The sequence below is a fragment of the Pelomonas candidula genome, assembly GCF_043555985.1.
In the GTDB taxonomy this organism is placed as follows: domain Bacteria; phylum Pseudomonadota; class Gammaproteobacteria; order Burkholderiales; family Burkholderiaceae_C; genus Pelomonas; species Pelomonas candidula.
Genome location: NZ_JBIGIC010000004.1, coordinates 14,585 through 40,202, shown reverse-complemented (window position 1 = coordinate 40,202; position 25,618 = coordinate 14,585). Strand labels below are relative to the sequence as shown.

Here is a 25,618-nt window from a genome sequence, read left to right as displayed (position 1 = left end):
ATCAGTAATTGAGCAGGGCCGCGCCCCACGTGAAGCCGCCGCCAACGCCTTCCAACATGACGGTGTCGCCGCGCTTGACGCGACCGCTGCGCACCGCGACGTCCAGCGCCAGCGGCACGGACGCGGCCGAGGTGTTGCCATGCTCGTCGACGGTGACGATGAGCTTGTCCAGCGGCATGCGCAGCTTCTTGGCCGTGCCCTGCATGATGCGGATGTTGGCCTGGTGGGGGATGAGCCAGTCGATGTCGGCGTCGGTCAGGCCGGCCTTGTCGAGCACCGAGCGGGCCACCTTGTCCAGCACACCAACGGCGAGCTTGAAGACGGCCTGGCCGTCCATCCGCAGCAGCGGCGAGCCCAGCACCTGACCGCCCGAGACGGTGCCGGGTGTGCAGAGGATGTCGGTGTGGCGTGCATCGGCGTGCAGCTCGGTCGCGAGGATGCCCGGCGTGTCGCTGGCACCCAGCACGACGGCGCCGGCGCCATCGCCGAACAGCACGCAGGTCGTGCGGTCCTTGAAGTCGAGGATGCGCGAGAACACCTCGGCGCCGACGACCAGCGCCTTGGAGGCTGCGCCGCTCTTGATCATCGAGTCCGCCACGCTGAGCGCGTAGACGAAGCCCGCGCAGACGGCCTGCACATCGAAAGCCGCACAGCCGAACGCGCCCAGCTTCTTCTGCAGCAGGCAGGCCGTGGACGGGAAGACCATGTCGGGCGTGGACGTCGCGACGATGATGAGGTCCAGTTCATCGGCCTGGATGCCGGCCGCCTCCAGCGCCGCCAGGGCGGCCGGGTAGGCCAGGTCGCTGGACGCCTGGTCGGGCGCCGCGAAATGGCGCGCGCGGATGCCGGTGCGCTCGACGATCCAGTCGTCGGAGGTCTCGATGCCGGTCGCCGCGAGGCGGTCGGCCAGGGCCTGGTTGGTCACGCGGTCGGCGGGCAGAAAACTGCCGGTGCCGAGGATGCGGGAATAGCGGGGAGCGGTGTGTGCTGTGGGGCTCATGCAGCCTGGGCGGCGGGCGCCGCCTTGTCTCCGGCATCGGTGGCGCTGGCCTGCAGCGTCGTGACGATGCGATCGTGTACCCGGTCAAGCAGCCGGTTGCGGGCGGCATCATAAGCGCGGGCCAGCGCCTGCTCGAACGCGAAGGCATCGGCCGAGCCATGGCTCTTGAACACCAGGCCGCGCAGGCCCAGCAGTGCCGCGCCGTTGAAGCGGCGGTGGTCGACGCGACGCTTGAACGCGTTCAGCACCGGCATCGCGATGGCCGCGGCAGCCTTGGTCAGCAGGCTGCGGCTGAACTCCTCCTTGATGAAGGCGCCCATCATGGTGGCCAGCCCCTCGGAGGTCTTGAGCAGCACGTTGCCGACGAAACCGTCGCAGACGACGATGTCCGTCGTGCCCTTGAAGATGTCGTTGCCCTCGACGTTGCCGAAGAAGTTCAGCTGGCCGGCGCCCCCTGCGGCGCGCAGCAGTTCGCCCGCCTGCTTGATGGTCTCGTTGCCCTTGATGACTTCTTCGCCGATGTTGAGCAGGCCGACGCTGGGCTCCTCGATGCCCTCCACCGCCGACACGAGGGCGCTGCCCATGACGGCGAACTGCAGCAGGTGCTCAGCCGTGCAGTCGACGTTGGCACCCAGGTCCAGCACGGTCGTGAAGCGGCCGCGCTGGTTGGGCATGACGGTCGCGATGGCCGGGCGGTCGATGCCGTCCAGCGTCTTCAGCAGGTAGCGGGCCACGGCCATCAGCGCGCCGGTGTTGCCGGCGGACACGCAGGCGTGCGCCAGCGCTGGATTGCCGTCGCGGTCGGCCTTGAGCTGCTGGATGGCGACGCGCATCGACGAGTCGCGCTTGCGGCGCAGCGCGATCTCGACGGGGTCGTCCATCGTGACGACCTCGCTGGCCGCGACGACGCGGCAGCGCGGCCAGGCCGCCGCGGCCGTCAGCTCCTCAGGCCTGCCGACGAGGATGAGTTCGGCGCCGGGGTGCTTGTCGAGGAAGGCGCGGCAGGCCGGCAGCGTGACCGAGGGGCCATGGTCGCCGCCCATGCAGTCGACGGCAAGGCGGACGGGATCAGGCAGGGGCGCGTGGGTGGTCATCGGAGCAAAAGCGGGTCAGAAAAGACCAAACCCGGCACTGCGCGGGGCGCAGGCCGGGTCGGCAGATTCATCAGTGTGCACCGCCATGAAGCGGCGCAGGAGCGTCAGGCCTGTCAAAGGCCCGATCAAGCTCAGGCCGCGTCGGCCTTGCTCTTCAGCACCTTGCGACCACGGTAGAAACCGGTGGGGCTGATGTGGTGACGCAGGTGCACTTCGCCCGTCGTCGGCTCGACGGCCGTGCCCGGGGTGACCAGGGCGTTGTGGGAACGGTGCATGCCGCGCTTGGAAGGCGACTTCTTGTTTTGCTGAACGGCCATGAAATTCTCCGAAATCTGCGGGGTTTGGGGTTGCGACCCCGTGGAGTGAGATCAAAGCTCGAACCCCAGGCCGCAGAAAAGCCCATGAGTGTAGCAGCGAATACGCCGCCCGCCAAGCGCGCCTCACAACGGCGTCCGACAGGGCTGCGTGGCGCATCGCGTCAGGCGCTGCCGCCGCGCTTGAGTGCCGCCAGCGCGGCGAAGGGGTTGGGACGCTCGGCCTCCTCGTCCGCGGCCGGCTCGTCCCCAACCGCCTGCGGTAGTGGCTCGGGGCAGACTTCGTGCCGGGGCACCAAGGGCAGCGCCAGCAGCAACTCGTCCTCGATGAGCTCGCGGGCATCCAGATGGCGCGGCAGGGCCAGCACGTCGTCATCGCTGTCGGCATCCAGTGCGGCGGCCTCGGCCTCGGTGTCGACGAATCGGATCCAGCGCTCCACGTCAAGCTGCTCCTCGACAGGCTTCAGGCAGCGCTGACAGGTCAGCGACACCTGCGCATCGGCCGTCACTCGCAGCCAAGCCTGAGCCTTGCCGCCCTTGGGCTGGCGGGTCTCGCCAAGCAGGCTCCAGCGCACCGCGGGCCAATCCTTGGCAGGCGCCTCGGGCGCGGCCGAATCGGCCAGGCGCTCCAGTGACGCGGCCGGCCACTCGCCCTCCAGGCTGGCGCCGTCATGGATGAAGGCAGCGAGGTCGAGCTTCTCGGGAGCAAAGGCGCGCGGTTTCATGGCATGAATTTTAGGCGGGTGAGAATGGTCAGATGCCGCAGTTGATCCTTGCCTCCACGTCCCGCTACCGCCAGGAATTGCTCGCCCGGCTTCGCCTGCCTTTTGAGGCTGTCGCGCCTGCGGTCGACGAAGCTGCCCTGCCCGGCGAGGCGCCCGCGGCGCTGGCCGAGCGGCTGGCGCTGGCCAAGGCGCGTGCGGTGGCAGCGCGCTTCCCCGGCGCTGTCGTGATTGGCTCCGATCAGGTAGCCGACCTGGCCGGCGAAGCCATCGGCAAGCCCGGCACGCACGAGGCCGCCGCCGCCCAGCTGCGGCGCATGAGCGGACGCGAGGTGATTTTTCAGACGGCGGTGGCGGTTGTCGCGCCGGGGCTGGCCGCCATCGAGCGCGCCGAGGTGCGCGTGCGCGTTCGCGAACTGAGCGATGCCGCCATCGAGGCCTATCTGCGCGCCGATGAGCCTTATGACTGCGCCGGCAGCGCCAAGGTCGAGAGCCTGGGGATTGCGCTGCTGGATGCGGTGGAGTCGGACGATCCGACCGCGCTGATCGGACTGCCCTTGATCCGCACCTGCGCGCTGTTGCGCCGTGCCGGGCTGGAGCCACTGGCATGAGCACGACCACGAAAGGGCGCTTGATCCTGATGCCCAACACGCTGGACTTCGGCGTCGACGATTCGCTGGACCTGCGCGAGGTGCTGCCTCAGCGCGTCATCGAGACGGCCGCACGGCTGGCGCACTGGGCTGCCGAGAACGCGAAGACGACACGGGCGCTGCTCAAGCGCGTCGACGCGGTCGCGCCGCTGGCCCAGCCGCTGCAGGCCGTTCAGATCGCCGAGCTGCCGCGACCGCCTAAGGGCGGCAAGCCGTCTGGCGACGACTCGGCGGTCTGGCGCGCGCTGCTGAAGCCGGCACTGGAGGGCCAGGACCTGGGCCTGATCTCGGAAGCCGGCCTACCTGCCGTGGCGGACCCGGGCGCACGGCTGGTGGCGCTGGCGCATGAGGCGGGCATCGAGGTCGTGCCGCTGTCCGGCCCCAGCTCGCTGCTGCTGGCACTGGCCGCGAGCGGATTGAACGGTCAGAGCTTTGCTTTTGTGGGCTACCTGCCGGTGGACGGCGGTGGCCGCACGGCCCGCATCCGCGAGCTGGAGGCGCTGTCGGCAAAGGCGCAGCAGACGCAGCTGCTGATCGAGACGCCCTACCGCAACGAGGCGCTGCGCCAGGCGCTGCTGGCCGCGCTGAAGCCGACCACACGGCTGTCGATCAGCGTCGGGCTGACACTGCCGGGCGGCTGGACGCGCACCGCCACGGTGGCGGACTGGAAGCGAGGCGGCGGCACCGCCCTGCCCGACCGCATACCGGCGGTCTTTTCGCTGCTGGCTTAGCCTTCGGCGGGTGCCGTCGGCTTCTTGGCACCGAACAGCGCTGCCACCTGGCGCTTGGGCTTGATGTAGCTCGACAGCCCCTTGATGGGTGCTGCAGCCTTGGCCTTTTCCCAGGCAGGCGGCTCGTCGCGCGCGCTGGCCTCGTAGGGCTTGTTGAAGAACGGGTCCGCCGAGGGCGCCGGCGTGCGCAGCGCCGGGCTGGTGGTGCGAACCGGACGATCCGGACGCTCGTAACGCTCCGAGCGCTCGAACGATTCGTCACGGGGACGACGCTCGAAGCGCGGGCGCTCGGTGTTCTCGAGCTCGAAGGCGTCGAGATCGATCTTGCGCTTGATCAGCTTCTCGATGTCGGCAACCAGGCGGGCATCAGACTTGGTGACCAGCGTGACCGCCAGGCCCGATGCGCCCGCACGGCCGGTCCGGCCGATGCGGTGTACGTAGTCCTCGGCATTGAAGGGCACGTCGAAGTTGAAAACGGCCGGCAGGTTGGAGATGTCCAGGCCGCGAGCGGCCACGTCGGTCGCGACCAGCAGGTCCACCTCGCCGCGCTTGAAGGCGTCCAGCGACTTCAGGCGCTCGTCCTGGGACTTGTCGCCGTGCAGGGCCGCCGTGCGCAGGCCGTCGCGCTCGAACGAGCGCGCCAGGCGGGCCACGCCCAGCTTGGAGTTGCCGAACACGATGGCCTGGCTGATCGAGCGTTCCTTGAGGATCTGCTTGATGATGGCCCGCTTGTCGTCGTCGGTGGCGGCGATGAAGCGCTGCTCGACCGTCGACGCGGTCTGGTTGGGGCGCGCCGTCTCGACGAGGATGGGATCCTGCAGATAGCTCTGGGCCAGGCGCTTGATCTCGGGCGAGAACGTCGCCGAGAACAGCAGGGTCTGGCGCGTCTTGGGCAGGAAGCTGAGGATGCGCTGCAGGTCGGGCAGGAAGCCGATGTCCAGCATGCGGTCGGCCTCGTCGAGCACGACGTACTCGACCTGGTTCAACACGCAGTTCTTGGCCTCGATGTGGTCCAGCAGGCGGCCCGGTGTGGCGATCAGCACCTCGACGCCGGCCTTGAGCGCGGCCGTCTGCGGCTTCATGTCGACGCCGCCGAAGACGACGACCGAGCGCAGCTGCGTGTGCTTGGCGTACTTCTTGACGTTGTCGGCGACCTGGTCGGCCAGTTCGCGCGTTGGCGCCAGCACGAGCGCTCGCACGGGGTGGCGGGCCGGCGACACGCTGGGGTTCTCGTGCTTGAGCATGCGCTGCAGCAGGGGGATCGAGAACGCGGCGGTCTTGCCGGTGCCGGTCTGGGCTGCGCCCATGACGTCGCGTCCTTCCAGGACGATGGGGATCGCCTTGGCCTGGATGGGCGTCATCGTGAGGTAGCCGGAATCGGCCACCGCACGCAGGAGCTTGGGATCGAGGGGAAGGGTGTCGAACCGGGCCGGCGGGGCCGGTTCGGCGTCCGCAGTGGCAGGCACGACGGGAAGGGACGCGTTTTCGCTCATATCCAGCGATTATCGCTGGCCGGCCGATTTGGAGCGTTTCAGCGCGTCACGACCAACCACTTGGGCGTCTTGAAGCGAACGATGCGGCGGTAGAGGGCGACGTAGATCGCACCGAACAGCACCATGCAGGCGGCGATCAAAGGCGTGGAGTCCCAGAACGCCAGCGCCGGCACCAGCGACGTCACGCAGAGCATCCACAGGTAGGGCGCGGTCATGGAGTTGCGTCGCGTCATGGCACGTGCGTCGCGGGCACCAATGGCCCAGCGCATCAGGCGGCGGTAGATCAGCGAGTGCAGGTGGATACCGTCCGGCAAGCCCGTCGGCACGGCGCGGATGACCTTGCGGCGGTACATGGAGAACACCGTCTCGAACACCGGGTAGACGCAGACCATCAGGGGGAACAGCGGCGAAACCTCGGGGTTGCGCGCGATCAGCAGGATGCCGATCTCGGCGAGGTAGAAACCCAGGAAGTACGCCCCTCCGTCGCCCAGGAAGATCAGGCCCGAGGGGAAATTCCAGACGAAGAAGCCCAACGCTGCGCCAACGCCAGCAAGCGCCCACAAGGCCAGTGGGAAATCGCCGACCTGGTAGGCCACGTAAGCGAACACCAACAACATCAGGCTGACGCACATGGACGACAAGCCGTTGAAGCCATCGATGATGTTGACGGAATTGGCGACGCCCGCGACGGTGAAGATGGTGGCGATCCAGGCCCCCAGAGCGGTCGAAACCAGCCAGTCGAGGCCGGGTACGTCGGTTTTGGTGATCGTGGCGCCAAGCAGCCAGATGCCAAGCGCAGCGGAGACCGCCGTAGCGAGCAGCCTTTTGGCGGGTGACACGCGCTTCGTCAGGTCTTCGATCAGGCCCGCGACAAACGCGGGCAGACCGCAGATCATCAGCATCGCCCCGAATTTCCAGTCTGGGTGCCTGGCCAGGGCGGCGACGGCGATACAGCTCAACAGCCCGGTGAACATTCCCGCTCCACCGATTCGCGGGACCGGGGTTGCATGAAACTTCTGCGGGCCGGAAAGGTCGGCATCAGCGGACAGATGCCCATGGCTGCGAGACGAATGGATGACCATCAACGTCACTAGCGCGGCCACAAAGAACGACACGAGAAGATAAAGCATTGGCCGAAGTTTACCGACGCGAGTGTGGCGAGACCTCAACCGCGCCACCTCTAGAATCCGCCTCCGCTCTACTGAGTACCTTGGATCACGAGGCACTTCACCCCGCCGTTCAACCGACTGGTAAATCTCTTGCGCTGCCAAACTGTTACAGCCCTCCTGGTGGCCAGCCTTCTGGCCGGCAATGTGTCCGCGTCAGCGGCCCCTGACTCCACGGATGCGGAAAACCAAGGTCTGAGTGCTGGCAACTCAGGTCCCATCCGGCTTGGCCCGTCGCCAACGCGCACGACGTCGTCAGAAGATTCGCGATTTGGCCCGACCGAAGATCGCCCCTTCGTTGGCAAGGCGACAGCGCCCAGTGAGTTTGAAGCGTACGCCTCAGAACTTGCCGGGATGCCGGTGGCGCGCCTGGGCAGCGATCTGATGTTGCCCAGCCGCAGTGCCGCGTCGGTCGAGGCCAATCGACAAGTTCCTCCTGACTATGTCGTTGGTCTGGGTGATGAAATTCAACTGACGATCTGGGGATCGGTGGACGCCGACCTACGTCTATCGGTCGACCGAGCTGGTCGCATCGTCATCCCGCGCGTTGGTCCAGTTGTGGTGGCCGGCGTGCGGCACGCCGACCTGAACGAACTGCTGACCCGCCGCGTCGGCCAGGTGTTCAAGAACTTCCAGCTCAGCGCCACGCTTGGCCGCCTTCGCAGCATCCGCTACTACGTGACAGGCTTTGTCGCCCGCCCCGGTGCCTACAGTGTCAGCAGCCTGGCAACGGTGATGACCGGCCTGGTGCAGGCCGGTGGCCCCGCCGCAGCTGGCAGCTTCCGCAACATCGAGCTGCGCCGTAGCGGCCAGGTGGTGGGTCGCTTCGACCTGTACGACCTACTGGTCCGAGGCGACAAGAAGGGCGACCTGCCCTTGCAGGCGGACGACGTGCTCTATGTCGGCCCCGTCGGTTCACAAGTCGCGCTGATCGGCAGTGTCAACCGGCAGGCTATCGTCGAGCTGAAGGGCAGTGAAAGCGTGAACGACGCTATCGGCTATGCCGGCGGCCTGTCGACGGTTGCCGACACGCGTCGAGTGGCCATCGAGCGGCTGAGTGAGCGCAACGATCGCCGCGTGGTGGAACTGGCGCTGCCGCAAGACGCCGGACAGCGGCTGAACAACGGCGACGTGGTACGCGCCTTCAACAGCGTCTCGGCAGTGCTGCCGCAGGCCAAGCAATACAAACGCGTTCGCGTCGAAGGTGAGGTGGGGCGGCCGGGCGACTATGTGCTGCCACCCACCAGCACGCTGGCGGATGCTGTGCAAGCCGCTGGTGGTTTGACTGCGCAGGCCTACCTGTTCGGCACCGATCTGTCGCGCGAAAGCGTGCGCAAGGTGCAGGAAGTGCAGTACGACCGGGCCCTTCGGGATCTTGAAACAGACTTCACCCGAAGTACCTCGACACAGCGAGTAAGCAATGCTGAAGACGCGGCCGCGACATTGCAGAAGCAAGCTGGGACGACGCGACTCATCGAGCGCCTACGGGCAGTTCGTCCGTCGGGGCGTGTCGTGCTGGACTTGACCGACACCTCACGCGACGTACCCCCGCTCGCGGTTGAAGACGGGGACCGACTCTACATTCCGTCCCGCCCCAACACCGTCGGCGTGTTCGGCAGCGTCTTCAACGGCGGTAGCTATCTACTCAGATCGGGCAGCTCGATCGAAGACATCGTCAAGCTGGCTGGTGGCCCGACCCGAGGCGCCGACGCGGCCAGCATGTTCGTGCTTCGGGCCAACGGCAGCGTCATCAGCGCCCGGCAGTCCAACAGCGGTTGGTTCGGCAGCAGCGGCCTCTCGAGTACGCCAGCACTACCCGGCGACACGGTGTTTGTGCCTGAAGAACTAAACAAGACCACCTTCATGCAGGAAGCCAAGGACTGGACGCAGATCCTTTATCAGTTCGGCCTTGGCGCCGCGGCGTTGAAGACGATCAAGAACTGATGCCGGCAACCGTCCCATCGACTTGCGACATGAACGCATCCAGCCACTCCACCGCGGAGAACAGCGGCCTTCTCGATTTTGCGGCCGTGCTCGCACGCTATCGGCGTCTTCTGATACTGGCCCCGCTCGCCGCCGGCTCGCTGGCGCTGGGAGCCACCTACTTGATGGACCCCATCTACACGGCCAAAGTCAGCTTCCTACCGCCTCAACAGCAACAGTCGTCATCGATGTCGGCGCTGGCCAGTCTAGGTGCGCTCAGCGGCTTGGCGGGCGGCCTTTCCGGCATGAAGTCTCCTGGCGACCAGTACATCGGCCTCATGCAGAGTGTCAACGTGCAGGACCGCATTGTCGACAAGTTCAAACTGATGGACGTTTTCAAGTCAGAGTTCCGATTCCAGGCACGCCGGTCACTCGAGGCGAACGTCCGCTTTGCGCTGGGCAAGAAAGACACGATGATCGCTATCGAGGTGGACGACAAGGATCCACAACGAGCCGCCGACATCGCCAACCAATACATCGTCGAGCTGCGCCGCCTGACCAACGAGTTGGCGTTAACCGAGGCACAGCAGCGGCGCGTCTTCTTCGAAGCGGAGCTGAAGCGGACCAGGGATCGCCTGACCCAAGCGCAACTGGCCTTACAGGGCAGCGGCTTCAATCCCAGTGCCATCAAAGCCGAACCCAAGACGGCCGCCGAAGAGTACGCCCGACTAAGGGCCGAAACGACCGCCGCCGAAGTCTCACTGCAAGCGATGCGCCGCACGCTTGTCGACAGCGCATCCGAGATCCAACGTCAAAACGCCACGATTGCCGCGCTACGCGCCGAGCTGCGCCGCATCGAGAGCGCTGACAACACCGTCGGTTTGTCTGACTATGTGAGTCGCTATCGCGAATACAAATATCAAGAGAGTTTGTTCGAGCTGTTCTCCAAGCAGTATGAAATGGCTCGGCTGGACGAGGCCCGCGACGGTGGCCTACTGCAGGTCATAGATGTTGCGACGAAGCCAGAGTACAAGAGTCGACCTAAGCGAGCCATGGCAGCACTATTGACCTGGTTCGTCACTGGCATGTTGATACTCACCGGACTCATGGTCGTGCACTTGCTGACGACAATCCGCCAGGATCCCGCCAATAGGAGCAAGCTAGACCGCATCAGACTGGCTTGGAAGGGCGACTGAACGCAAAACCAGAAAACAAAAGTGATTTCGCGGATTTGATAAGGGCGAGTTCGCGCCCGCGACAATCACAAACATGATCGCCTTTCCGCCATGTTGGCCCGGAAGGCACTACGCGCAGTTCATTTGAGGACCACTATGAAGAAGGCATTGATCACCGGCGTTACCGGCCAGGATGGCGCTTACCTGTCGGAGTTGCTGTTGAGCAAAGGATATGAGGTGCACGGCATCAAACGCCGCACCTCGCTGTTCAACACCGACCGCATCGATCACCTGTTCCAGGATCCGCACAACTCCGATGGACGCTTCGTGTTGCATCACGGCGACATGACGGATTCGTCCAGCCTCATCCACATCATTCAGAAGGTCAAGCCGGACGAGATCTACAACCTAGCCGCCCAGTCTCATGTTGCCGTGAGCTTCGAGGAGCCGGAATACACCGCCAATTCGGACGCGCTGGGCGCCCTGCGCATCTTGGAGGCGATCCGCATCCTGGGGCTCGAGAAGACGACGCGCTTCTACCAAGCCTCGACGTCCGAGTTGTACGGCCTGGTACAGGAGACTCCGCAAAAGGAAACTACTCCGTTCTACCCGCGCAGCCCCTATGCGGTCGCGAAGCTGTACGCCTACTGGATCACCGTGAACTATCGCGAGGCCTACGGGATCTACGCGTGCAACGGCATTCTCTTCAACCACGAAAGCCCGCTGCGCGGCGAAACTTTCGTGACGCGCAAGATCACGCGTGCGCTGGCACGCATCAAGTTGGGCCTGCAGGAATGCCTGTACCTCGGCAACATGGACGCCAAACGCGACTGGGGCCACGCACGCGACTACGTCGAAATGCAGTGGCTGATGCTGCAGCAAAACGTTGCGGAAGACTTCGTCATTGCCACTGGCGTGCAGTTCAGCGTACGCGACTTCGTCAGTCTTGCCGCCAAGGAACTGAGCATGGAAATCCGCTGGGAAGGCCTGGGCGAGGAGGAAAAGGGCTTCTGGGTGGATGCGCCGAACGCTCGCGCCACACCGATCGTGGCGGTCGACCCCCGCTACTTCCGCCCGACCGAAGTTGAGACCCTGCTGGGCGATCCAACCAAGGCACGCGAGAAGCTCGGCTGGACTCCTCGCACCACCTTCGCCGAGTTGGTGTCCGAGATGATCCGCGAGGACCTGAGGTCAGCCCAGCGCGACGAGTTGGTCAAGGGCCACGGCTTCGCGACTTTCAACTACAACGAGTAAGCGGCGCCGGACAGATGAAGCGAGTACTTCTGACTGGGGGCACCGGCATGGTCGGTCGCAATGTTGCGGAACACGCAGCTGCGGCTGACTACGAGCTGATAGCGCCGGATAGCCGCGAACTTGACTTGCGCAACCAATCAGCGGTTGACTCGTACCTGCTGAAGCTGCAGCCCGACATCGTCATCCATGCGGCCGGCCGCGTCGGCGGCATTCAGGCGAACATCCGTGAACCGGTAGTTTTTTTGCTGGACAACCTAGACATGGGGCGCAACATCGTTGGCGCGGCACGCAACGCCGGCGTCAAGCGCCTCATCAACCTAGGCAGCTCGTGCATGTATCCGCGGGAAACGCACAACCCGATCCCTGAAGATGCCGTACTTACCGGCGCGCTGGAGCCTACTAACGAAGGGTACGCACTCGCCAAGATCGCGACTGCGCGGCTGTGCGACTACATCTCAAAGGAATCGCCGGAGTACCAGTACAAAACGCTGCTGCCCTGCAACCTGTTCGGCCGTCACGACAAGTTCGATCCGCGCCACTCCCACATGGTTCCGGCCATCATCCACAAGCTTCACCAGGCCAAACTGTCCGACGCCCCGCAAGTGGACATCTGGGGCGACGGAACTGCCCGTCGAGAGTTTATGTATTCGGGCGATCTCGCCGACTGCATCTGGCAGGCGGTAGATAGATTCGACAATCTCCCGTCGATGATGAACGTGGGCCTCGGTCACGATCTGACCGTAAACGAGTACTACCGTGCCGCGGCCGACGTAATCGGCTATCAGGGCGAGTTCGTGCACGACCTCACTAAGCCAGTCGGAATGAGGCAGAAGATGGTCGATGTGTCGCGCGCTTCAGCCTGGGGTTGGCAAGCCAAAACATCGATCGTGGAAGGCTTGCGTTTAACCTACCAATACTACATTCAGGAAATTTCCAAGTGAACACAATTAAGTACCCACTCGCCACTGCTACGTGGGACGACGCTGAATACGCAGCCATTCAGCGTGTCATTGCCTCCGGCATGTTCACAATGGGCCGTGAGGTGCAGCAGTTCGAGAAGGACTTCGCTTCCTTCGTCGGCAGCCGTCATGCAGTGATGGTCAATTCGGGCTCTTCGGCAAACCTGCTGATGGTCGGCGCGCTGTTCTTCACCAAGGAAAACCGCCTGCAGCCTGGCGACGAAGTCATCGTCCCTGCGGTGTCGTGGAGCACCACATACTATCCACTGCATCAATACGGTCTGAAACTGCGGTTCGTTGATATCGACCTTGAAACGCTGAACTACGATCTGGACGAACTGGCCGCAGCAGTTACCGACAAGACCCGCCTTATCATGGTGGTCAATCTGCTCGGCAATCCCAATGACTTCACCGCCATCCAGCGCGTGACTGCTGGTCGTGACATCCGCATCATTGAGGACAACTGCGAGTCCATGGGCGCCGAGTTCGAAGGTAAGCAGGCAGGCACATTCGGCGTCATGGGGAGCTATAGCTCATTCTTCTCACACCATATTTCGACGATGGAAGGCGGCTTGGTCGTCACCGACGATGAAGAGCTGTTTCACATCATGCTGTCGCTGCGCGCACATGGTTGGACCCGCAATCTTCCCAAGTTCAACCATGTAGTAGGCGAGAAGAGTGATGACCCCTTCAAGGAGTCCTTCCGCTTTGTCCTACCGGGCTACAACTTTCGCCCGCTGGAGATGTCCGGCGCCCTGGGCATTGAACAGGTGAAAAAGCTACCTACCATCGTGTCCGAGCGTCGAAAGAACGCAGCCGTGCTGCAGGACGTGATGGGCACGCACCCAGAGTTAATGATCCAACGCGAGATTGGCAAAAGCAGTTGGTTTGGTTTCAGTCTGGTTATCCGACCTCAGTCGACGATGACGCGCCAACATCTGCTCACGCGTCTGAATGAACTCGGCTTTGAATCTCGCCCCATCGTTGCCGGCAACTTTGCAAAGAACGAAGTCATGAAGTACTTCGATGCGTCCATTCACGGCGCGCTGCGCAACGCAGATCACATCGACAATTTCGGCCTTTTCATCGGGAACCATCACTATCCGATCGTCGACGCCCTGAAGGTGCTGAAGACCATCTGATCCAGAGACTGGCGCTCCACACTCGTGTGAGGGCGCCGACTGGCCATGCTAGACTTCCACTCGTTCATCGATTGAACGGGTGGTGTTCATTGAGCGACCCAGCGCCGACGGAGAACGAACTCGACTACGCACTGCTACAGCAGCTAGAAAGAAAGACCGACAGCAGTCAACGTGACCTTGCCAAGCGGCTTGGTGTGAGTGTCGGGAAAGTAAATTTCTGCATGCGTGCGCTCGTTGATCGCGGATGGGTCAAGGTCAACAACTTCCGCCGCGCTGACAACAAGTTGTCCTATGCCTACCTGCTGACCCCTAGCGGCGCGGCGGCCAAGTTGCGCATGGCACGCAAGTTCCTCGCGATTAAGGAAAAGGAGTTCGAAGAGCTTCAACGCCAGATCGGTGCGCTTCGCAACGAAGTAGCGGAAGCGAAAAGAACGGGCTCTCTTGAGGCTTGACAGAGAACACCGGGAAGTAGGGATGCATACCGTCAACATCAGCAGCGGCAAGTCGTACGAGGCACGGCCTGGCGAAGCGTTGCTCGATGCCGCGCTCCGACAAGGTATTGCGTTTGACTACAGTTGCCGAACGGGGCGCTGCAGTTCATGCAAGGGGCGGGTGCGGTCGGGTGAAACCGCTGCATTGCACGACGAACTGGGTCTGAGTGCACAGGACAAAGCGCAAGGATTCATTCTGACCTGCGTTCGTCAGGCTTGTGGTTCCGTTGAGCTTGAGATCGACGATCTTGGCGACGTTATCCTGCCCGAGGCTAAGACCCTGCCCTGCCGCATCCAGTCCATCGACCGCCTAGCACCCGACGTCGTACGCGTCATGCTTCGCCTGCCACCGACATTCGCACTCGAATTCCTACCAGGCCAGTACGTTGACGTCATTGGCGCCGAAGGCTTGCGTCGCAGCTATTCCGTCGCCAACGCTCCGCGCGCCGACAAGCAGATCGAACTGCACATCCGCGAGGTGCCGGATGGCGCGATGAGCCGTTATTGGTTCCAGCAGGCCAAAGTGAACGACCTGCTGCGTCTGCGCGGTCCGCTCGGCACCTTCTTCCTGCGCGGGCAGGCTGGCAAGGACCTCGTGCTGCTGGCCACCGGCACCGGCATCGCGCCGGTCAAGGCCATCCTCGAAAGCCTATCGAGCCTACCGGCCGAGGCCCAGCCGCGCAGCCTTAGCGTCTATTGGGGTGGGCGGCATCGCGAAGACCTCTACTGGCAACCGCCCGACATGCCCGACCTGAAATTCATTCCAGTGCTGTCCCGCGCGGGCAGCGACTGGACGGGCCGGCACGGCCACGTCCAGGATGTGATGTTGCGCGAGCACACCTACCTCGCCGACACCCTCGTCTACGCCTGTGGCTCGGACGCCATGATCCAAGGCGCTCAAGCCCAACTTCATGCAGCCGGCCTGCCCGACCGGCAATTCCATTCCGACGCCTTCGTGTGTTCGGCCGTGACCTGAAAGTCGAATTTTCCGACTCACCAATCCGATAGGACCATTCAATGAAAGCAGTGATTCTGGCCGGCGGACTGGGCACCCGGCTCAGCGAAGAGACTTCCACCCGGCCCAAGCCGATGGTCGAGATCGGCGGCAAGCCCATCCTGTGGCACATCCTGAAGATGTACTCGCACCACGGCGTGAACGACTTTGTGATCTGCTGCGGCTACAAGGGCTATGTCATCAAAGAGTACTTCGCCAACTACTTCCTGCACATGTCCGACGTCACCTTCGACATGCGCAACAACCGCATGGAAGTGCACCACAAGCGTGCCGACCCGTGGAACGTCACGCTGGTAGACACCGGCGACGAGTCTATGACAGGCGGCCGCCTGAGCCGGGTAGCCGATTACGTCCGCGATGAAGAGGCCTTCTGCTTCACCTACGGCGACGGGGTCAGCGACATCGATATCGGCGCGTCCATCGCCTTCCACCGGCAGCACGGCAAGGCCGCGACGCTGACCGCCACCTTCCCGCCTGGCCGCTTCGGGGCGCTAGACATCCAGGGTCATCAGATCAAGCAGTTCATGGAAAAGCCGAAGGGTGACGGCGCCATGATCAACGGAGGCTTTTTCGTGCTGTCGCCGCGGGTTCTGGACTATCTAGAAGACGACACCACCGTATGGGAGCAACAGCCATTGCAGCGTCTCGCTGCCGACGGTCAATTGATGGCTTACGAACATCACGGTTTCTGGCAGCCGATGGACACGTTGCGCGACAAGACCTACCTCGAAGAGCTGTGGGCCTCAGGCAAGGCCCCCTGGAAGACCTGGAAATGACGCGCATCGCTCAAATCGATCCGACCTTCTGGCACGGCAAGCGCGTCCTGTTGACCGGCCACACCGGCTTCAAGGGCAGCTGGCTGAGCCTGTGGCTGCAATCCATGGGCGCACGGCTGCACGGCCTGTCGCTGACGCCGCCTACCGAGCCCGCGCTATTCGATGTGGCCCGCGTTGCCGTCGGCATGGACCACCGCATCGTCGACATCCGCGACTTCGCTGCGGTGAAGGAGCAGATGGGCGAATTCAAACCAGAGATCGTCATCCACATGGCGGCACAGCCGCTCGTACGCCTGTCTTACCACCAACCAGTCGAGACCTACGCGACCAACGTGATGGGCACGGCACATGTGCTTGAGGCCGCCCGCCATGCCGGCTCGGTCAAGGCCATCGTCAACATCACGACAGACAAGTGCTACGAGAACCGCGAATGGGTCTGGGGCTATCGTGAAGACGAGCCGATGGGTGGGCACGACCCGTATTCCAACAGCAAGGGATGCGCTGAACTGGTCAGTTCGGCCTATCGCAAGTCTTTCCTGAAGGAGGCCGGTATCGCGATGGCCACGGCGCGCGCCGGCAATGTCATCGGCGGAGGCGACTGGGCGCAGGACCGACTGATCCCTGACATCCTACGTGCCCTGCAGAAGCGGGAGCCGGTACTCATCCGCAACCCTCACGCCATCCGTCCTTGGCAGCACGTGCTGGAACCGCTGTCTGGCTATCTGCTGCTGGCCGAGCGCCTATATACGCAAGGCCAGGCGGACGCCGAAGGCTGGAACTTCGGCCCGCGCGACGAAGACGCGCGCCCGGTGCAATGGATCGTCGAGCACCTGTGCGACACCTGGGGCGATGGCGCGAGCTGGACCCTGCAGCCAGGCGACCACCCTCATGAAGCCAGCTTCCTGAAGCTGGACATCTCCAAGGCGCGCCAGCGCCTGCAATGGGCCCCGCGCTGGTCGCTCGAGACCGCTCTGACCCGCATCACCGAATGGCACCAAGCCTGGCTGGCCGGTCAGGACATGCGCGCCCTTTGCCTGAACCAAATCTCTCAATATCAATCCGACGTATGAGCACCACCACCGTCAACTTCCAGCCGCAGCTTGACAAACTGCGCAGCCAGATCAGCGAACTGGTCCAGCAATACGCCGACATCGCCTACGCTCCCAAGCCTTTCGTACCTGGCCAAACCGCCGTGCCGGTGTCGGGCAAGGTCATCGGCGCCGGCGAGCTGAAGATGATGGTGGACGCGTCGCTGGACGGCTGGCTGACCACGGGCCGCTTCAACGCGATGTTCGAGCAGCGCCTGGCGCAGTTCCTTGGCGTTAAGTACCTGATCACGGTGAACTCCGGCTCGTCGGCCAACCTGGTGGCGTTCTCCACGCTGACCAGTCCCAAGCTGGGCGAACGCGCCATCAAGCAGGGCGACGAAGTCATTGGCGTTGCCGCCGGCTTTCCCACCACGGTCAACCCGATCATCCAATTCGGCGCAGTGCCGGTTTTCGTCGACGTTGACCTCGCCACGCACAACATCGACGCCAGCAAGATCGAAGCAGCGATCACGCCCAAGACCAAGGCCATCATGCTGGCCCACAGCCTGGGCAACCCGTTCAATCTGGACGTGGTGACGGCGCTGTGCAAGAAGTACAACCTCTGGCTGGTCGAGGACTGCTGCGACGCACTTGGCGCGACCTACAACGGCCAATTGGTTGGCACCTTTGGCGACATCGCCACGCTGAGCTTCTACCCAGCCCATCACATCACCATGGGGGAAGGCGGCGCGGTCTTCACCAATAACGCCGAACTCAAGTTGATTGCCGAGTCCTTCCGCGACTGGGGTCGCGACTGCTACTGCCCGCCCGGCAAGGACAACACATGCGACAAACGCTTCTGCTGGACCAAGAAGGAGCTCGGCGGCGACCTGCCTGACGGCTACGACCACAAGTACACCTACAGCCACCTCGGCTACAACCTGAAGATCTCCGACATGCAAGCCGCTTGCGCGCTGGCGCAGATGGACCGCGTCGAGGAGTTCATCGCCAAGCGCCGCGCCAACTTCGCCTACCTGAAGGCGAAGTTGGTCAGCGTGGCCGACTTCCTGCACCTACCCGAAGCCACACCCAACAGCGAACCGTCGTGGTTCGGCTTCCCGCTCATCGTGAAAGACAGCGCCGGCGTGAAGCGCGCCGACCTGATCAACTTCCTCGAAGACAACAAGATCGGCACCCGCCTGCTGTTCGCCGGCAACCTGACCAAGCAGCCCTACATGGCCGGCCGCAACTACCGCGTCAGCGGCGAGCTGACCAACACCGACATCGTGATGAACCAGACCTTCTGGCTCGGCACTTTCCCGGCTCTGGGTCAGGCGCAGCTGGACTACATCGCGGACAAGCTGGAAGAGTTCTTCGGCGTCAACTTCTGAACATGTACAGCGCCCCTTCCCTGCTGCGGCTGCCAGCTGAAGACCTGGATCGCATCGTCGATGCGGTCGGTGCTCGTTGGGAGCGCCTGCGCGGCCAGCGCCTGCTGTTGACCGGCGGCACCGGCTTCATCGGCAAGTGGCTGCTGGCAAGTTTCCTGCACGCCAACCAACGGCTGGGCCTGTCTGCCCGCGTCGTGGTGCTGAGTCGCCGGCCGGAGTCCTTCCTTCGGGAGTTCCCCGGACTGCACGGGGCCAACGAGATTGAATGGCTCGCCGGCGATGTGCGGGAACTCTCGCCTGCAGCCGCTGGTGATTGCGCGTTCGCCATCCATGCCGCGACGGATGTCGTGGCTACCAGCCCGCCGCAGGAGATCCTGGACACCTGCACCGCTGGCACGCGCTGCGTGCTCGACGCGATGGCGTCGGGCGGCACCGCACCGCGCCGCGTGCTGTCGCTGAGCTCGGGCGCCGTCTACGGCCGGACACCACCCGAGCTCGGCGCCATTCCCGAGGATTGGAGCGGAGCGCCCGATCCATTGGCACCCACCTCCGCCTATGGCGAGGGCAAACGCGTCAGCGAACTGCTCTGCACGATGGCTGCAGCGGCGCGGCCCGGCCTCGAAGTGGCCATCGCCCGCTGCTTCGCGTTCGTCGGCCCTCACCTGCCGCTCGACAAGCATTTCGCGATCGGCAATTTCATCGGTGCCGCGTTGTGCGGCGAAGACATCCGCATACAAGGCGACGGCACGCCACTGCGCAGCTACCTGTACGCAGCAGATCTTGCGCACTGGCTGTGGGTCATGCTTTTCGACGCACCGAGCGGCCGCGCCTACAACGTCGGTGGTGCTGAGGCCCTCTCGATCGGCGACCTCGCCCATCGCGTCAACCGCGTACTCGGCGGGACTGGCGAAGTGCGCATCGCCCAGACGCCGCCGCTTGGCGCCGCGCCGCAGGCCTACGTGCCCTCGGTAGACCGCATCGCCGCCGAACTAGGCTTGAGCCCTACGGTCGGCCTGGACGACGCCATCCTCCGCACGGCCCGTTGGGCCGGCACCTCTTCCCGGAACTGACATGAACAGCCTTCACATCGACAGCCAAGATTTGGCCCGTCGCATGCGCATCCAGGCGCTCCACATGGTGCATCGGGCCAAGGCCTCGCACATCGGGTCGGCCCTGTCCATCTGCGACATCGTCGCAGTCCTCTACGGCCAGGTCTTGCACCTCGATCCGAAACAGCCGACTGCGGCGCAACGAGATCGTTTCATCTTGAGCAAGGGCCACGCCTGCGTCGCGGTCTACGCGGCGCTCGCGGAAACCGGCTTTTTCCCGACCGATGACCTGCTGAAGTATGGCCAGGATCATTCGGTGCTGATGAACCACGTCAGCCACAAGGTGGCCGGCGTAGAGTTCTCTACTGGCTCTCTGGGCCACGGCCTCCCATTTGGGACCGGCAAGGCCCTGGCGGCCAGCCGCTCCAAGCAGACGTGGCGGACCTTTGTACTGCTCAGCGACGGGGAACTGGGAGAGGGTTCTAACTGGGAGGCCATGATGTTCGCCGCCCACCATCAGCTCGACAACCTTGTCGCCATCGTCGACTACAACAAGCTGCAGAGCCTCACGACCGTCGACAAGACGCTACGCATCGAGCCACTGGCAGACAAGGCCCGTGCTTTCGGCTGGTCTGTTCGCGAAGTTGAAGGCCACGACCATACCGGCTTGACGGCCCTGCTGGGCGGCGCCCCTTGGGAAAGGGGCAAGCCTTCATTCCTCATCGCTCACACGACCAAAGGCAAGGGCGTGAGCTTCATGGAGAACAGCGTCGACTGGCACTACAAATCACCGTCGCACGATCAACTCGCTCAGGCATTGGAAGAACTGAACCATGCGTAACGCCTTCATCCAGGAGTTGGTCAGCCTAGCTCGCCAACACCCTCAGATCGCACTGATCGTCGGCGACCTCGGCTACTCCGTCATTGAACCCTTCGCCGACGAGTTCCCAGATCGCTTCATTAACGCCGGCGTTGCTGAACAGAACATGACCGGCCTAGCGGCGGGAATGGCATCCGAGGGATACCACGTCTTCACTTACTCGATCGCCAATTTCCCGACATTCCGCTGCGCGGAGCAAATTCGCAACGATGTCGCATATCACCGTTTGCCGGTCACCGTGGTGTCGGTCGGAGGCGGCTTGGCCTACGGGGCGCTGGGCTACTCGCACCACGCGGTGCAGGACTATGCATTGATGCGCACGCTGCCCGGGATGTTGATCGCGGCACCAGGTGATCCGATGGAGGTCAGAGCTTGCATGCGCTACTTGGTCGAACATCCCGGCCCGTCGTACCTGCGACTCGGCAAGGCTGGCGAACCCAACTTTCATGCTGCACCACCCGACGTGGCGCCGGGACGCTGGCTAAAACTGCGTGATGGCACAGGGAGGTCTGTGCTGCTCAGCACCGGCGCGGGTTTGCAGATCGCTATGGACTGGGTCCAAACCGAGGAGCACGCCGCCCGCTCCGTGTACTCCATGCCCCTGTGGTCAATGGCGAGCAAGGCTTCTCAGGCAGCGTTACTCGCCGACTACGACGACATCGTCACAGTGGAGGATCATCTCGAGGACGGCGGCTTCGGGTCCTGGCTACTGGAGTCACAGGCAATGAACACTGGTATCAGCTGCCGAATTCGCCCTATTGCGCTGAATCATGTCGTATGCGGTACGGTGGGCTCGCAGGCAACACTCAATCGCATTGGCGGCATCGTCCCCTGAGCCGGGGCGTTACAGAATGGCTAGCCGTCTGCAGCTCTTCATCCTCTCGCGCGATCGCCCTGCCTATCTGCGGGAGACGTTGCGCTCTGCGCTTGCGCAAGTGGGCGATGACATTGAGGTTATCGTCTCGGACAACTCCGAACGGGAAGATGTCGCGCGCATGTTGGCGGAGGAATTCCCTCATGTCTACTGTGTTCGCCGCGTCCCCGCGCTCGGGCCCTTCGATCATTTCCGTACGGTAATCGACGAGGCTGACGTCGAGTTCGTGGTCATGTTCCATGACGACGACGTTTTGCTGAACAACTATGTCCAGACGCTACGAAGTCGTCTAGAAGCCGATCCATCCCTAGCTGCCGTTTGCTGCAACGCCACTATCCTGCGCGGGAACCTGCCTACGCAGGAGCGTTTCGCCCCTAGCGAACGCGGAGACCTGAGGCTGCGCGCGCCTGAGGACTTGTTGCGCGAGTACTTCTCGCTCTCTCCCGAGGGCCCTGCCCCTTTTCCCGGCTATATGTACCGCCGAACTGCGATTCAGGATCTGTACCTTGATCCGAGCCATGGCGGCAAGTATTCAGACGTCTCCTTTCTTCTGAAGGTACTGCGTCGCGGCCCGATGCTCTGGCTCGCCGAGCCGCTGATGCGCTATCGAATTCACGACCACAACGACAGCGCCACTGAAGCCGTCGGGCAGCGGTTGAGGCTCCTGCGGTACGTCTATGCGACGACACGGGTCGAGCGCTGCTCACCCTTGATCGAACAGTATCGCTATCGTTACTGGATGAATTGGTGGCGATGCAGTGGCGAGGCGAGGCAGGCACAGCCTTGGCGCCGGCGCGTAGTCCAGCGCTTCCTGCTAACGCGCTCCGTGGCCTATGCCCTAACCCGCCCGACGCTTTGGCAGCGCTCCGCCGCCAAGCTGAGGAGACTGGTGCGCCAGCAGCTAACACGCGCGAACTGAACATCGCCATGCTGATCACTTTGATCGGACGCCTGGTCCAGTTTGCGCTGATGTTCGCGAGTGTGCGCATCATGACGCAGTTGCTGTCTCCTGCGGACATGGGGCGCGTGGCGCTCATCACGACTGCGACTGCGCTGTTCGCCCTGTTCCTGGTCAATCCGGTCGGCATGTTCTTCAACCGCCGACTGCACGCATGGGTGCAGCAGGGCGTCGCGCGGGTGCGTTTCCACCTTTACCTGGTATATCTCGCAGGCGTCTGCCTCTTCGCAAGCGGCGCGCTGTGGGTGGCCGCCCGGCTAGGAGTGGACATCGGCGGGGCCTCGCTGACATGGGCTGCAATCCTGATCTGCGGATCAATATTCTTCAGCACCATGGTGCAAACGCTGGTGCCGTCGCTCAACATGGTCGGACGGCCGCGCGCCTTTATCGCCTTGACGCTCGGGACTCTCGTTACCGGCCTGGTCGCCTCCGTCTTGCTGATCCACTTCACCGGCCAAAGCGCAGAGCACTGGCTCACCGGCATCTTGCTGGCGCAGGTGCTCTTCTCGTTGGTCAGCTACCGCGTGTTCTTCGGCGCACGTACTGCGAAAACGCACGAACCGTCACCGCTGACCGCAGACAAGTTGCGACAGATGGCCAAGTTCTGCGGGCCAATTGCGATCGCGGTGCTGCTTCAATGGGCCCACATGCAGGGCTACCGCTTCCTTCTGGCGGAGAGATTCGGCCTCGCCCAGCTCGGACTGTATGCCGCTGGCTATGGGCTGGCGGCTTCACTCATGTCCGCCGCGGAGACTATCCTCACCACTTGGTTCCAGCCTCAGTTCTATCGCGACGTCAATGCAGAGGATCCGCTGCGGCGCGACCGGGCATGGGCCACCTACGCGTCGGTACTGATCCCCGCGTCGCTGCTTGCCGTCACAGCGCTGATCGCCGCCGCGCCCAGTCTGCCGCGCGTGATGCTGGGGCCGGCCTTCCACGGCGTGTCCGACTTTGTAGTGCTGGGTGCGCTGGCCGAATGGGCACGGATGATGGTCGGCATGATCGGCCTGAACGCGCATCGCCACATGGCGACCCGCGCGTTGATCGTGCCCAATATCCTGGGAGCTCTGGCCACCTACGCCGCGTTCTACGCACTTGCGCACACCATAGGCATGGCAGCCGCACCGTTGGCAGTGTTCCTGGGGGGGCTGTCTATCGTGGCCTTTCTCTACGGCGTCACCTATGCGGGAGATGCCCACATGACGATCGATTTCCCGAGGTTGCTGCCTGCCACCGCGACCATGGCGGCCTGTGCAGCCCTGGCCTATGCCAGCCAGACCTGGCTAGACCTGAGCCAGCGCAGTGTGCCGCTGCTGGCCTGCCTGGGGATAGGCGCAGTATGGAGCCTACTGGCGTGGCGACTGCTGAAACCCTCGTTCATGAACCGAGCCCAACATCCATGAAGATCCTCCTCGTTTGCATGGAGTACGACTATGGCGACCCCGCTCGGGGCCGCTCCTACGAGTACTTCAATTTCTACGACAGCCTGCGCGCCGACCATGAGGTCGAACTGTTCGACTACATGCAGGGCCTGAAGGCTGATGGCAAGACGCGCATGAACGAACGGTTGGTGGAGGCTGCTGCGAGCGGCGGCTTCGACGTGGCCATCTTCGCCCTGTACACCGACCAGTTGGATCCTGCTGCGGTGGATGCGGTCCGTCGTCACACACGCACTCTGTGCTTCTTTCATGACGACAACTGGCGGCGGGAGTTCGTGCGCACCTGGGCACCACATTTCGACTTTTTCACCTCGTCGGACTACGAGTGTCACAACAAGTATGTCAAGGCCGGTCTGCCGCACGTTATCCATTTCCCGTTCGGTGCCAACCCTCGGCTGTACAAGCCTCTGAACCAGCCCAAGCGCCATGACGCGTCCTTCATCGGCGGCTGGAATCCGGCACGCGAATGGCTGATCGGCCGCCTGCGCAAGGCTGGAATCCAGGTGGCTGTCGCTGGGTTCGGCTGGCCAGGGGGCATCATCGAACACGACGCCATGGTGCGCATGTTCAACGAGACTCGAATCAATCTGAATCTCACCAACTCGCGCTGCTGGGACCTGCGCATGCTGGCGACCCACCCAGTCAACGGTCTGCGCCAGTTGCGCAGCCACAAGACCGCCGAGCAGATCAAGGCGCGCCACTTCGAGATCAATGCCTGCGGCGCCTTTCAGCTGTCCTACTACGTAGAGGGACTCGAGCGAGCCTATCGCATCGGCGAAGAAGTGGCCGTTTACGCGGAACCGGACGAGATGATCGACAAGGTGCGCTATTACTTGGCCGACAATGACCTGCGCGAGCGCATCGCCGCGGCCGGTCTCGCGCGCACGCTGACCGAGCACACATTCGCGCGCCGCTTCGACGGTGTGTTCGCGCAGATGGGGCTGGGTACGTTGTCGCACGCGACGTCCGACAGGCCTTCTGCTGTCGACAACGCATTGGAATCCGCTCCGTGAGCGCGACGCCCAATCACGCGGTCTTCATCGATCCGTCGAGCGACCATTTCCTCGAAGACCGGTTGTTCGACACCAGCAATCCCACGCTGAATCGTGACGGCACGCTGCTGCCCTTCGCGCGGCTGCGGGAGCACCTGCAAGCGCACGGCATTCCGGTCCACACGGCTGACCGCCTGCGCGATGGCAGCGTGAAGGCGCGCACCAACCACTATTGGTCGCTGGGCCTGCTAAACGGCCACCGATCGCTGGCCGGCCGCGCCGACGTGCGGCTTCGCGGGTTCATCCTGCTGGAACCACCGCTCGTTGCGCCATGGATGTACCGCGCACTGCCAGAACTCGCCAACACATTCGAACAGGTCTTCCTGCACAACACACTGGGCGACGGTTACGAGATCGCCGGGGTCCCGCGGCCGCGGCTGGCCAAGCTGCATTGGCCACAGCCCTATGCGGACGCGTCCGAACCTCACTGGTCACGCACGGACCGGCAGAGCAAGCTCGTGGTGATCGCCGGCCTGCACAATCCGCGTCGGCGCAAGCCGGAGTTCTACAGCAGCCGCATCGAGGCGGTTGGAGCACTGGAGCCGCTCGGGGCCGTTGACCTGTACGGTCGCGGCTGGGAGCGCTGGTGGACGAGGCAGGCCGCGTCGCCGGCCTACTGGCTTCACCGCCGCGCGATACGCTCGACGTACCGCGGCAGTTGCGCGTCGAAGATGGACACCCTGAGCCAGTACCGTTTCAGCCTTTGCTTCGAGAACATGCCGATGCTGGGTTACGTGACCGAGAAGATCTTCGACTGCCTGTACGCCGGTACGGTGCCGGTGTACCTCGGTGCGCCGGACATCTCGACGCTGATCCCCCCGCAGGCCTACATCGACATGCGCGACTTCGGCAGCAACGACTACGCGGCGATGTGGGCCAGCGTGTCGGCAATGACGGATGCCGAGTGGCAGCGGCGCCGGGAGGCTGGGCGCGATTTCCTTCGCACTGCCGGCAAGACGCTGTATCACGACAGCCTGGTCAACATCGTCGCGACATCGATCGACGGCCTGCCGGCTGCGGGTCGCCGGGACTGAACATGGGC

25 protein-coding genes are annotated in these 25,618 nt (G+C 63.6%); 19 read left to right on the top strand and 6 right to left on the bottom strand.

Annotation, left to right across the window (positions count from 1 at the left end):
- Position 1: 1 nt before the first annotated feature.
- The 4 genes from ACG04R_RS09005 to ACG04R_RS08990 form a co-directional block, all read right to left on the bottom strand.
- Positions 2-1,000 carry a beta-ketoacyl-ACP synthase III gene (locus tag ACG04R_RS09005; RefSeq protein ID WP_394408425.1) on the bottom strand — a complete coding sequence of 333 codons (999 nt, stop codon included), beginning with the start codon at positions 998-1,000 and terminating at the stop codon, positions 2-4.
- Positions 997-2,094: a phosphate acyltransferase PlsX gene (plsX, locus tag ACG04R_RS09000; protein ID WP_394408422.1), complete on the bottom strand. Its 1,098-nt coding sequence runs from the start codon at positions 2,092-2,094 to the stop codon at positions 997-999. The genes ACG04R_RS09005 and plsX overlap by 4 nt, the downstream gene beginning before the upstream one ends.
- Positions 2,095-2,225: 131 nt before the next feature.
- Positions 2,226-2,411 carry a 50S ribosomal protein L32 gene (rpmF, locus tag ACG04R_RS08995; RefSeq protein WP_394408419.1) on the bottom strand — a complete coding sequence of 62 codons (186 nt, stop codon included), beginning with the start codon at positions 2,409-2,411 and terminating at the stop codon, positions 2,226-2,228.
- A 161-nt stretch (positions 2,412-2,572) separates the two neighbouring features.
- Positions 2,573-3,133: a YceD family protein gene (locus ACG04R_RS08990; RefSeq protein ID WP_394408416.1), complete on the bottom strand. Its 561-nt coding sequence runs from the start codon at positions 3,131-3,133 to the stop codon at positions 2,573-2,575.
- Positions 3,134-3,165: 32 nt separating this feature from the next.
- Here ACG04R_RS08990 and ACG04R_RS08985 point away from each other — a divergent pair, with 32 nt between their 5' ends.
- Together ACG04R_RS08985 and ACG04R_RS08980 are read left to right on the top strand one after the other, a co-directional pair.
- The gene (locus ACG04R_RS08985; RefSeq protein WP_394408413.1) at positions 3,166-3,741 is read left to right on the top strand and encodes a Maf family nucleotide pyrophosphatase; all 576 of its coding nucleotides are present in this window, start codon (positions 3,166-3,168) and stop codon (positions 3,739-3,741) included.
- On the top strand, positions 3,738-4,511 hold the full coding sequence (locus tag ACG04R_RS08980; RefSeq protein WP_394408410.1) for an SAM-dependent methyltransferase: 774 nt from the start codon (positions 3,738-3,740) through the stop codon (positions 4,509-4,511). Before ACG04R_RS08985 ends, ACG04R_RS08980 begins: the two co-directional genes overlap by 4 nt.
- On the opposite strand, the gene ACG04R_RS08975 is transcribed toward ACG04R_RS08980, so the two are convergent.
- Both ACG04R_RS08975 and ACG04R_RS08970 read right to left on the bottom strand, forming a co-directional pair.
- On the bottom strand, positions 4,508-6,004 hold the full coding sequence (locus tag ACG04R_RS08975) for a DEAD/DEAH box helicase (protein WP_394408407.1): 1,497 nt from the start codon (positions 6,002-6,004) through the stop codon (positions 4,508-4,510). The genes ACG04R_RS08980 and ACG04R_RS08975 overlap by 4 nt on opposite strands.
- Positions 6,005-6,042: 38 nt before the next feature.
- On the bottom strand, positions 6,043-7,134 hold the full coding sequence (locus ACG04R_RS08970) for an MraY family glycosyltransferase (RefSeq protein WP_394408404.1): 1,092 nt from the start codon (positions 7,132-7,134) through the stop codon (positions 6,043-6,045).
- A 159-nt stretch (positions 7,135-7,293) separates the two neighbouring features.
- Between ACG04R_RS08970 and ACG04R_RS08965 the strand changes: the two genes are divergently transcribed.
- The 17 genes from ACG04R_RS08965 (at position 7,294) to ACG04R_RS08885 (ending at position 25,610) form a co-directional block, all read left to right on the top strand.
- Positions 7,294-9,114 carry an SLBB domain-containing protein gene (locus tag ACG04R_RS08965; RefSeq protein WP_394408401.1) on the top strand — a complete coding sequence of 607 codons (1,821 nt, stop codon included), beginning with the start codon at positions 7,294-7,296 and terminating at the stop codon, positions 9,112-9,114.
- A gap of 29 nt (positions 9,115-9,143) precedes the next feature.
- The gene (locus ACG04R_RS08960; protein WP_394408398.1) at positions 9,144-10,289 is read left to right on the top strand and encodes a Wzz/FepE/Etk N-terminal domain-containing protein; all 1,146 of its coding nucleotides are present in this window, start codon (positions 9,144-9,146) and stop codon (positions 10,287-10,289) included.
- Positions 10,290-10,424: 135 nt separating this feature from the next.
- Entirely contained in the window at positions 10,425-11,522 is a 1,098-nt protein-coding gene (gmd, locus tag ACG04R_RS08955; RefSeq protein ID WP_394408395.1) for a GDP-mannose 4,6-dehydratase, read from the top strand.
- 14 nt (positions 11,523-11,536) lie between these two features.
- A complete protein-coding gene (locus tag ACG04R_RS08950; RefSeq protein WP_394408392.1) occupies positions 11,537-12,463 on the top strand; it encodes a GDP-L-fucose synthase family protein in 927 nt (308 codons plus the stop codon).
- Entirely contained in the window at positions 12,460-13,623 is a 1,164-nt protein-coding gene (locus ACG04R_RS08945; RefSeq protein WP_394408389.1) for a DegT/DnrJ/EryC1/StrS family aminotransferase, read from the top strand. Before ACG04R_RS08950 ends, ACG04R_RS08945 begins: the two co-directional genes overlap by 4 nt.
- Before the next feature lie 89 nt (positions 13,624-13,712).
- Positions 13,713-14,075 (top strand): MarR family EPS-associated transcriptional regulator, encoded by a 363-nt coding sequence (locus ACG04R_RS08940; protein WP_394408386.1) that lies wholly within the window; start codon positions 13,713-13,715, stop codon positions 14,073-14,075.
- 22 nt (positions 14,076-14,097) lie between these two features.
- Positions 14,098-15,090 carry an FAD-binding oxidoreductase gene (locus tag ACG04R_RS08935; RefSeq protein WP_394408383.1) on the top strand — a complete coding sequence of 331 codons (993 nt, stop codon included), beginning with the start codon at positions 14,098-14,100 and terminating at the stop codon, positions 15,088-15,090.
- 41 nt (positions 15,091-15,131) lie between these two features.
- Entirely contained in the window at positions 15,132-15,905 is a 774-nt protein-coding gene (gene rfbF / locus ACG04R_RS08930; RefSeq protein WP_394408380.1) for a glucose-1-phosphate cytidylyltransferase, read from the top strand.
- Positions 15,902-16,975 carry a CDP-glucose 4,6-dehydratase gene (gene rfbG / locus ACG04R_RS08925; RefSeq protein WP_394408377.1) on the top strand — a complete coding sequence of 358 codons (1,074 nt, stop codon included), beginning with the start codon at positions 15,902-15,904 and terminating at the stop codon, positions 16,973-16,975. The genes rfbF and rfbG overlap by 4 nt, the downstream gene beginning before the upstream one ends.
- Positions 16,972-18,324: a lipopolysaccharide biosynthesis protein RfbH gene (rfbH, locus tag ACG04R_RS08920; RefSeq protein WP_394408374.1), complete on the top strand. Its 1,353-nt coding sequence runs from the start codon at positions 16,972-16,974 to the stop codon at positions 18,322-18,324. The genes rfbG and rfbH overlap by 4 nt, the downstream gene beginning before the upstream one ends.
- 2 nt (positions 18,325-18,326) lie before the next feature.
- Positions 18,327-19,394, top strand: a complete 1,068-nt coding sequence (locus tag ACG04R_RS08915; RefSeq protein WP_394408371.1) for an NAD-dependent epimerase/dehydratase family protein — start codon at positions 18,327-18,329, stop codon at positions 19,392-19,394.
- A gap of 1 nt (position 19,395) precedes the next feature.
- Positions 19,396-20,214, top strand: coding sequence for a transketolase (locus ACG04R_RS08910; protein WP_394408368.1), 819 nt, complete (start codon positions 19,396-19,398; stop codon positions 20,212-20,214).
- Positions 20,207-21,088 carry a transketolase family protein gene (locus ACG04R_RS08905; protein WP_394408365.1) on the top strand — a complete coding sequence of 294 codons (882 nt, stop codon included), beginning with the start codon at positions 20,207-20,209 and terminating at the stop codon, positions 21,086-21,088. Before ACG04R_RS08910 ends, ACG04R_RS08905 begins: the two co-directional genes overlap by 8 nt.
- A 16-nt stretch (positions 21,089-21,104) precedes the next feature.
- A complete protein-coding gene (locus ACG04R_RS08900; protein WP_394408362.1) occupies positions 21,105-22,046 on the top strand; it encodes a glycosyltransferase family A protein in 942 nt (313 codons plus the stop codon).
- Positions 22,047-22,054: 8 nt separating this feature from the next.
- Positions 22,055-23,488 (top strand): lipopolysaccharide biosynthesis protein, encoded by a 1,434-nt coding sequence (locus ACG04R_RS08895; RefSeq protein WP_394408359.1) that lies wholly within the window; start codon positions 22,055-22,057, stop codon positions 23,486-23,488.
- Positions 23,485-24,537, top strand: coding sequence for a CgeB family protein (locus ACG04R_RS08890; protein ID WP_394408356.1), 1,053 nt, complete (start codon positions 23,485-23,487; stop codon positions 24,535-24,537). The genes ACG04R_RS08895 and ACG04R_RS08890 overlap by 4 nt, the downstream gene beginning before the upstream one ends.
- Positions 24,534-25,610, top strand: a complete 1,077-nt coding sequence (locus tag ACG04R_RS08885; RefSeq protein ID WP_394408353.1) for a glycosyltransferase family 10 domain-containing protein — start codon at positions 24,534-24,536, stop codon at positions 25,608-25,610. Before ACG04R_RS08890 ends, ACG04R_RS08885 begins: the two co-directional genes overlap by 4 nt.
- The last annotated feature ends 8 nt before the right edge of the window (positions 25,611-25,618 follow it).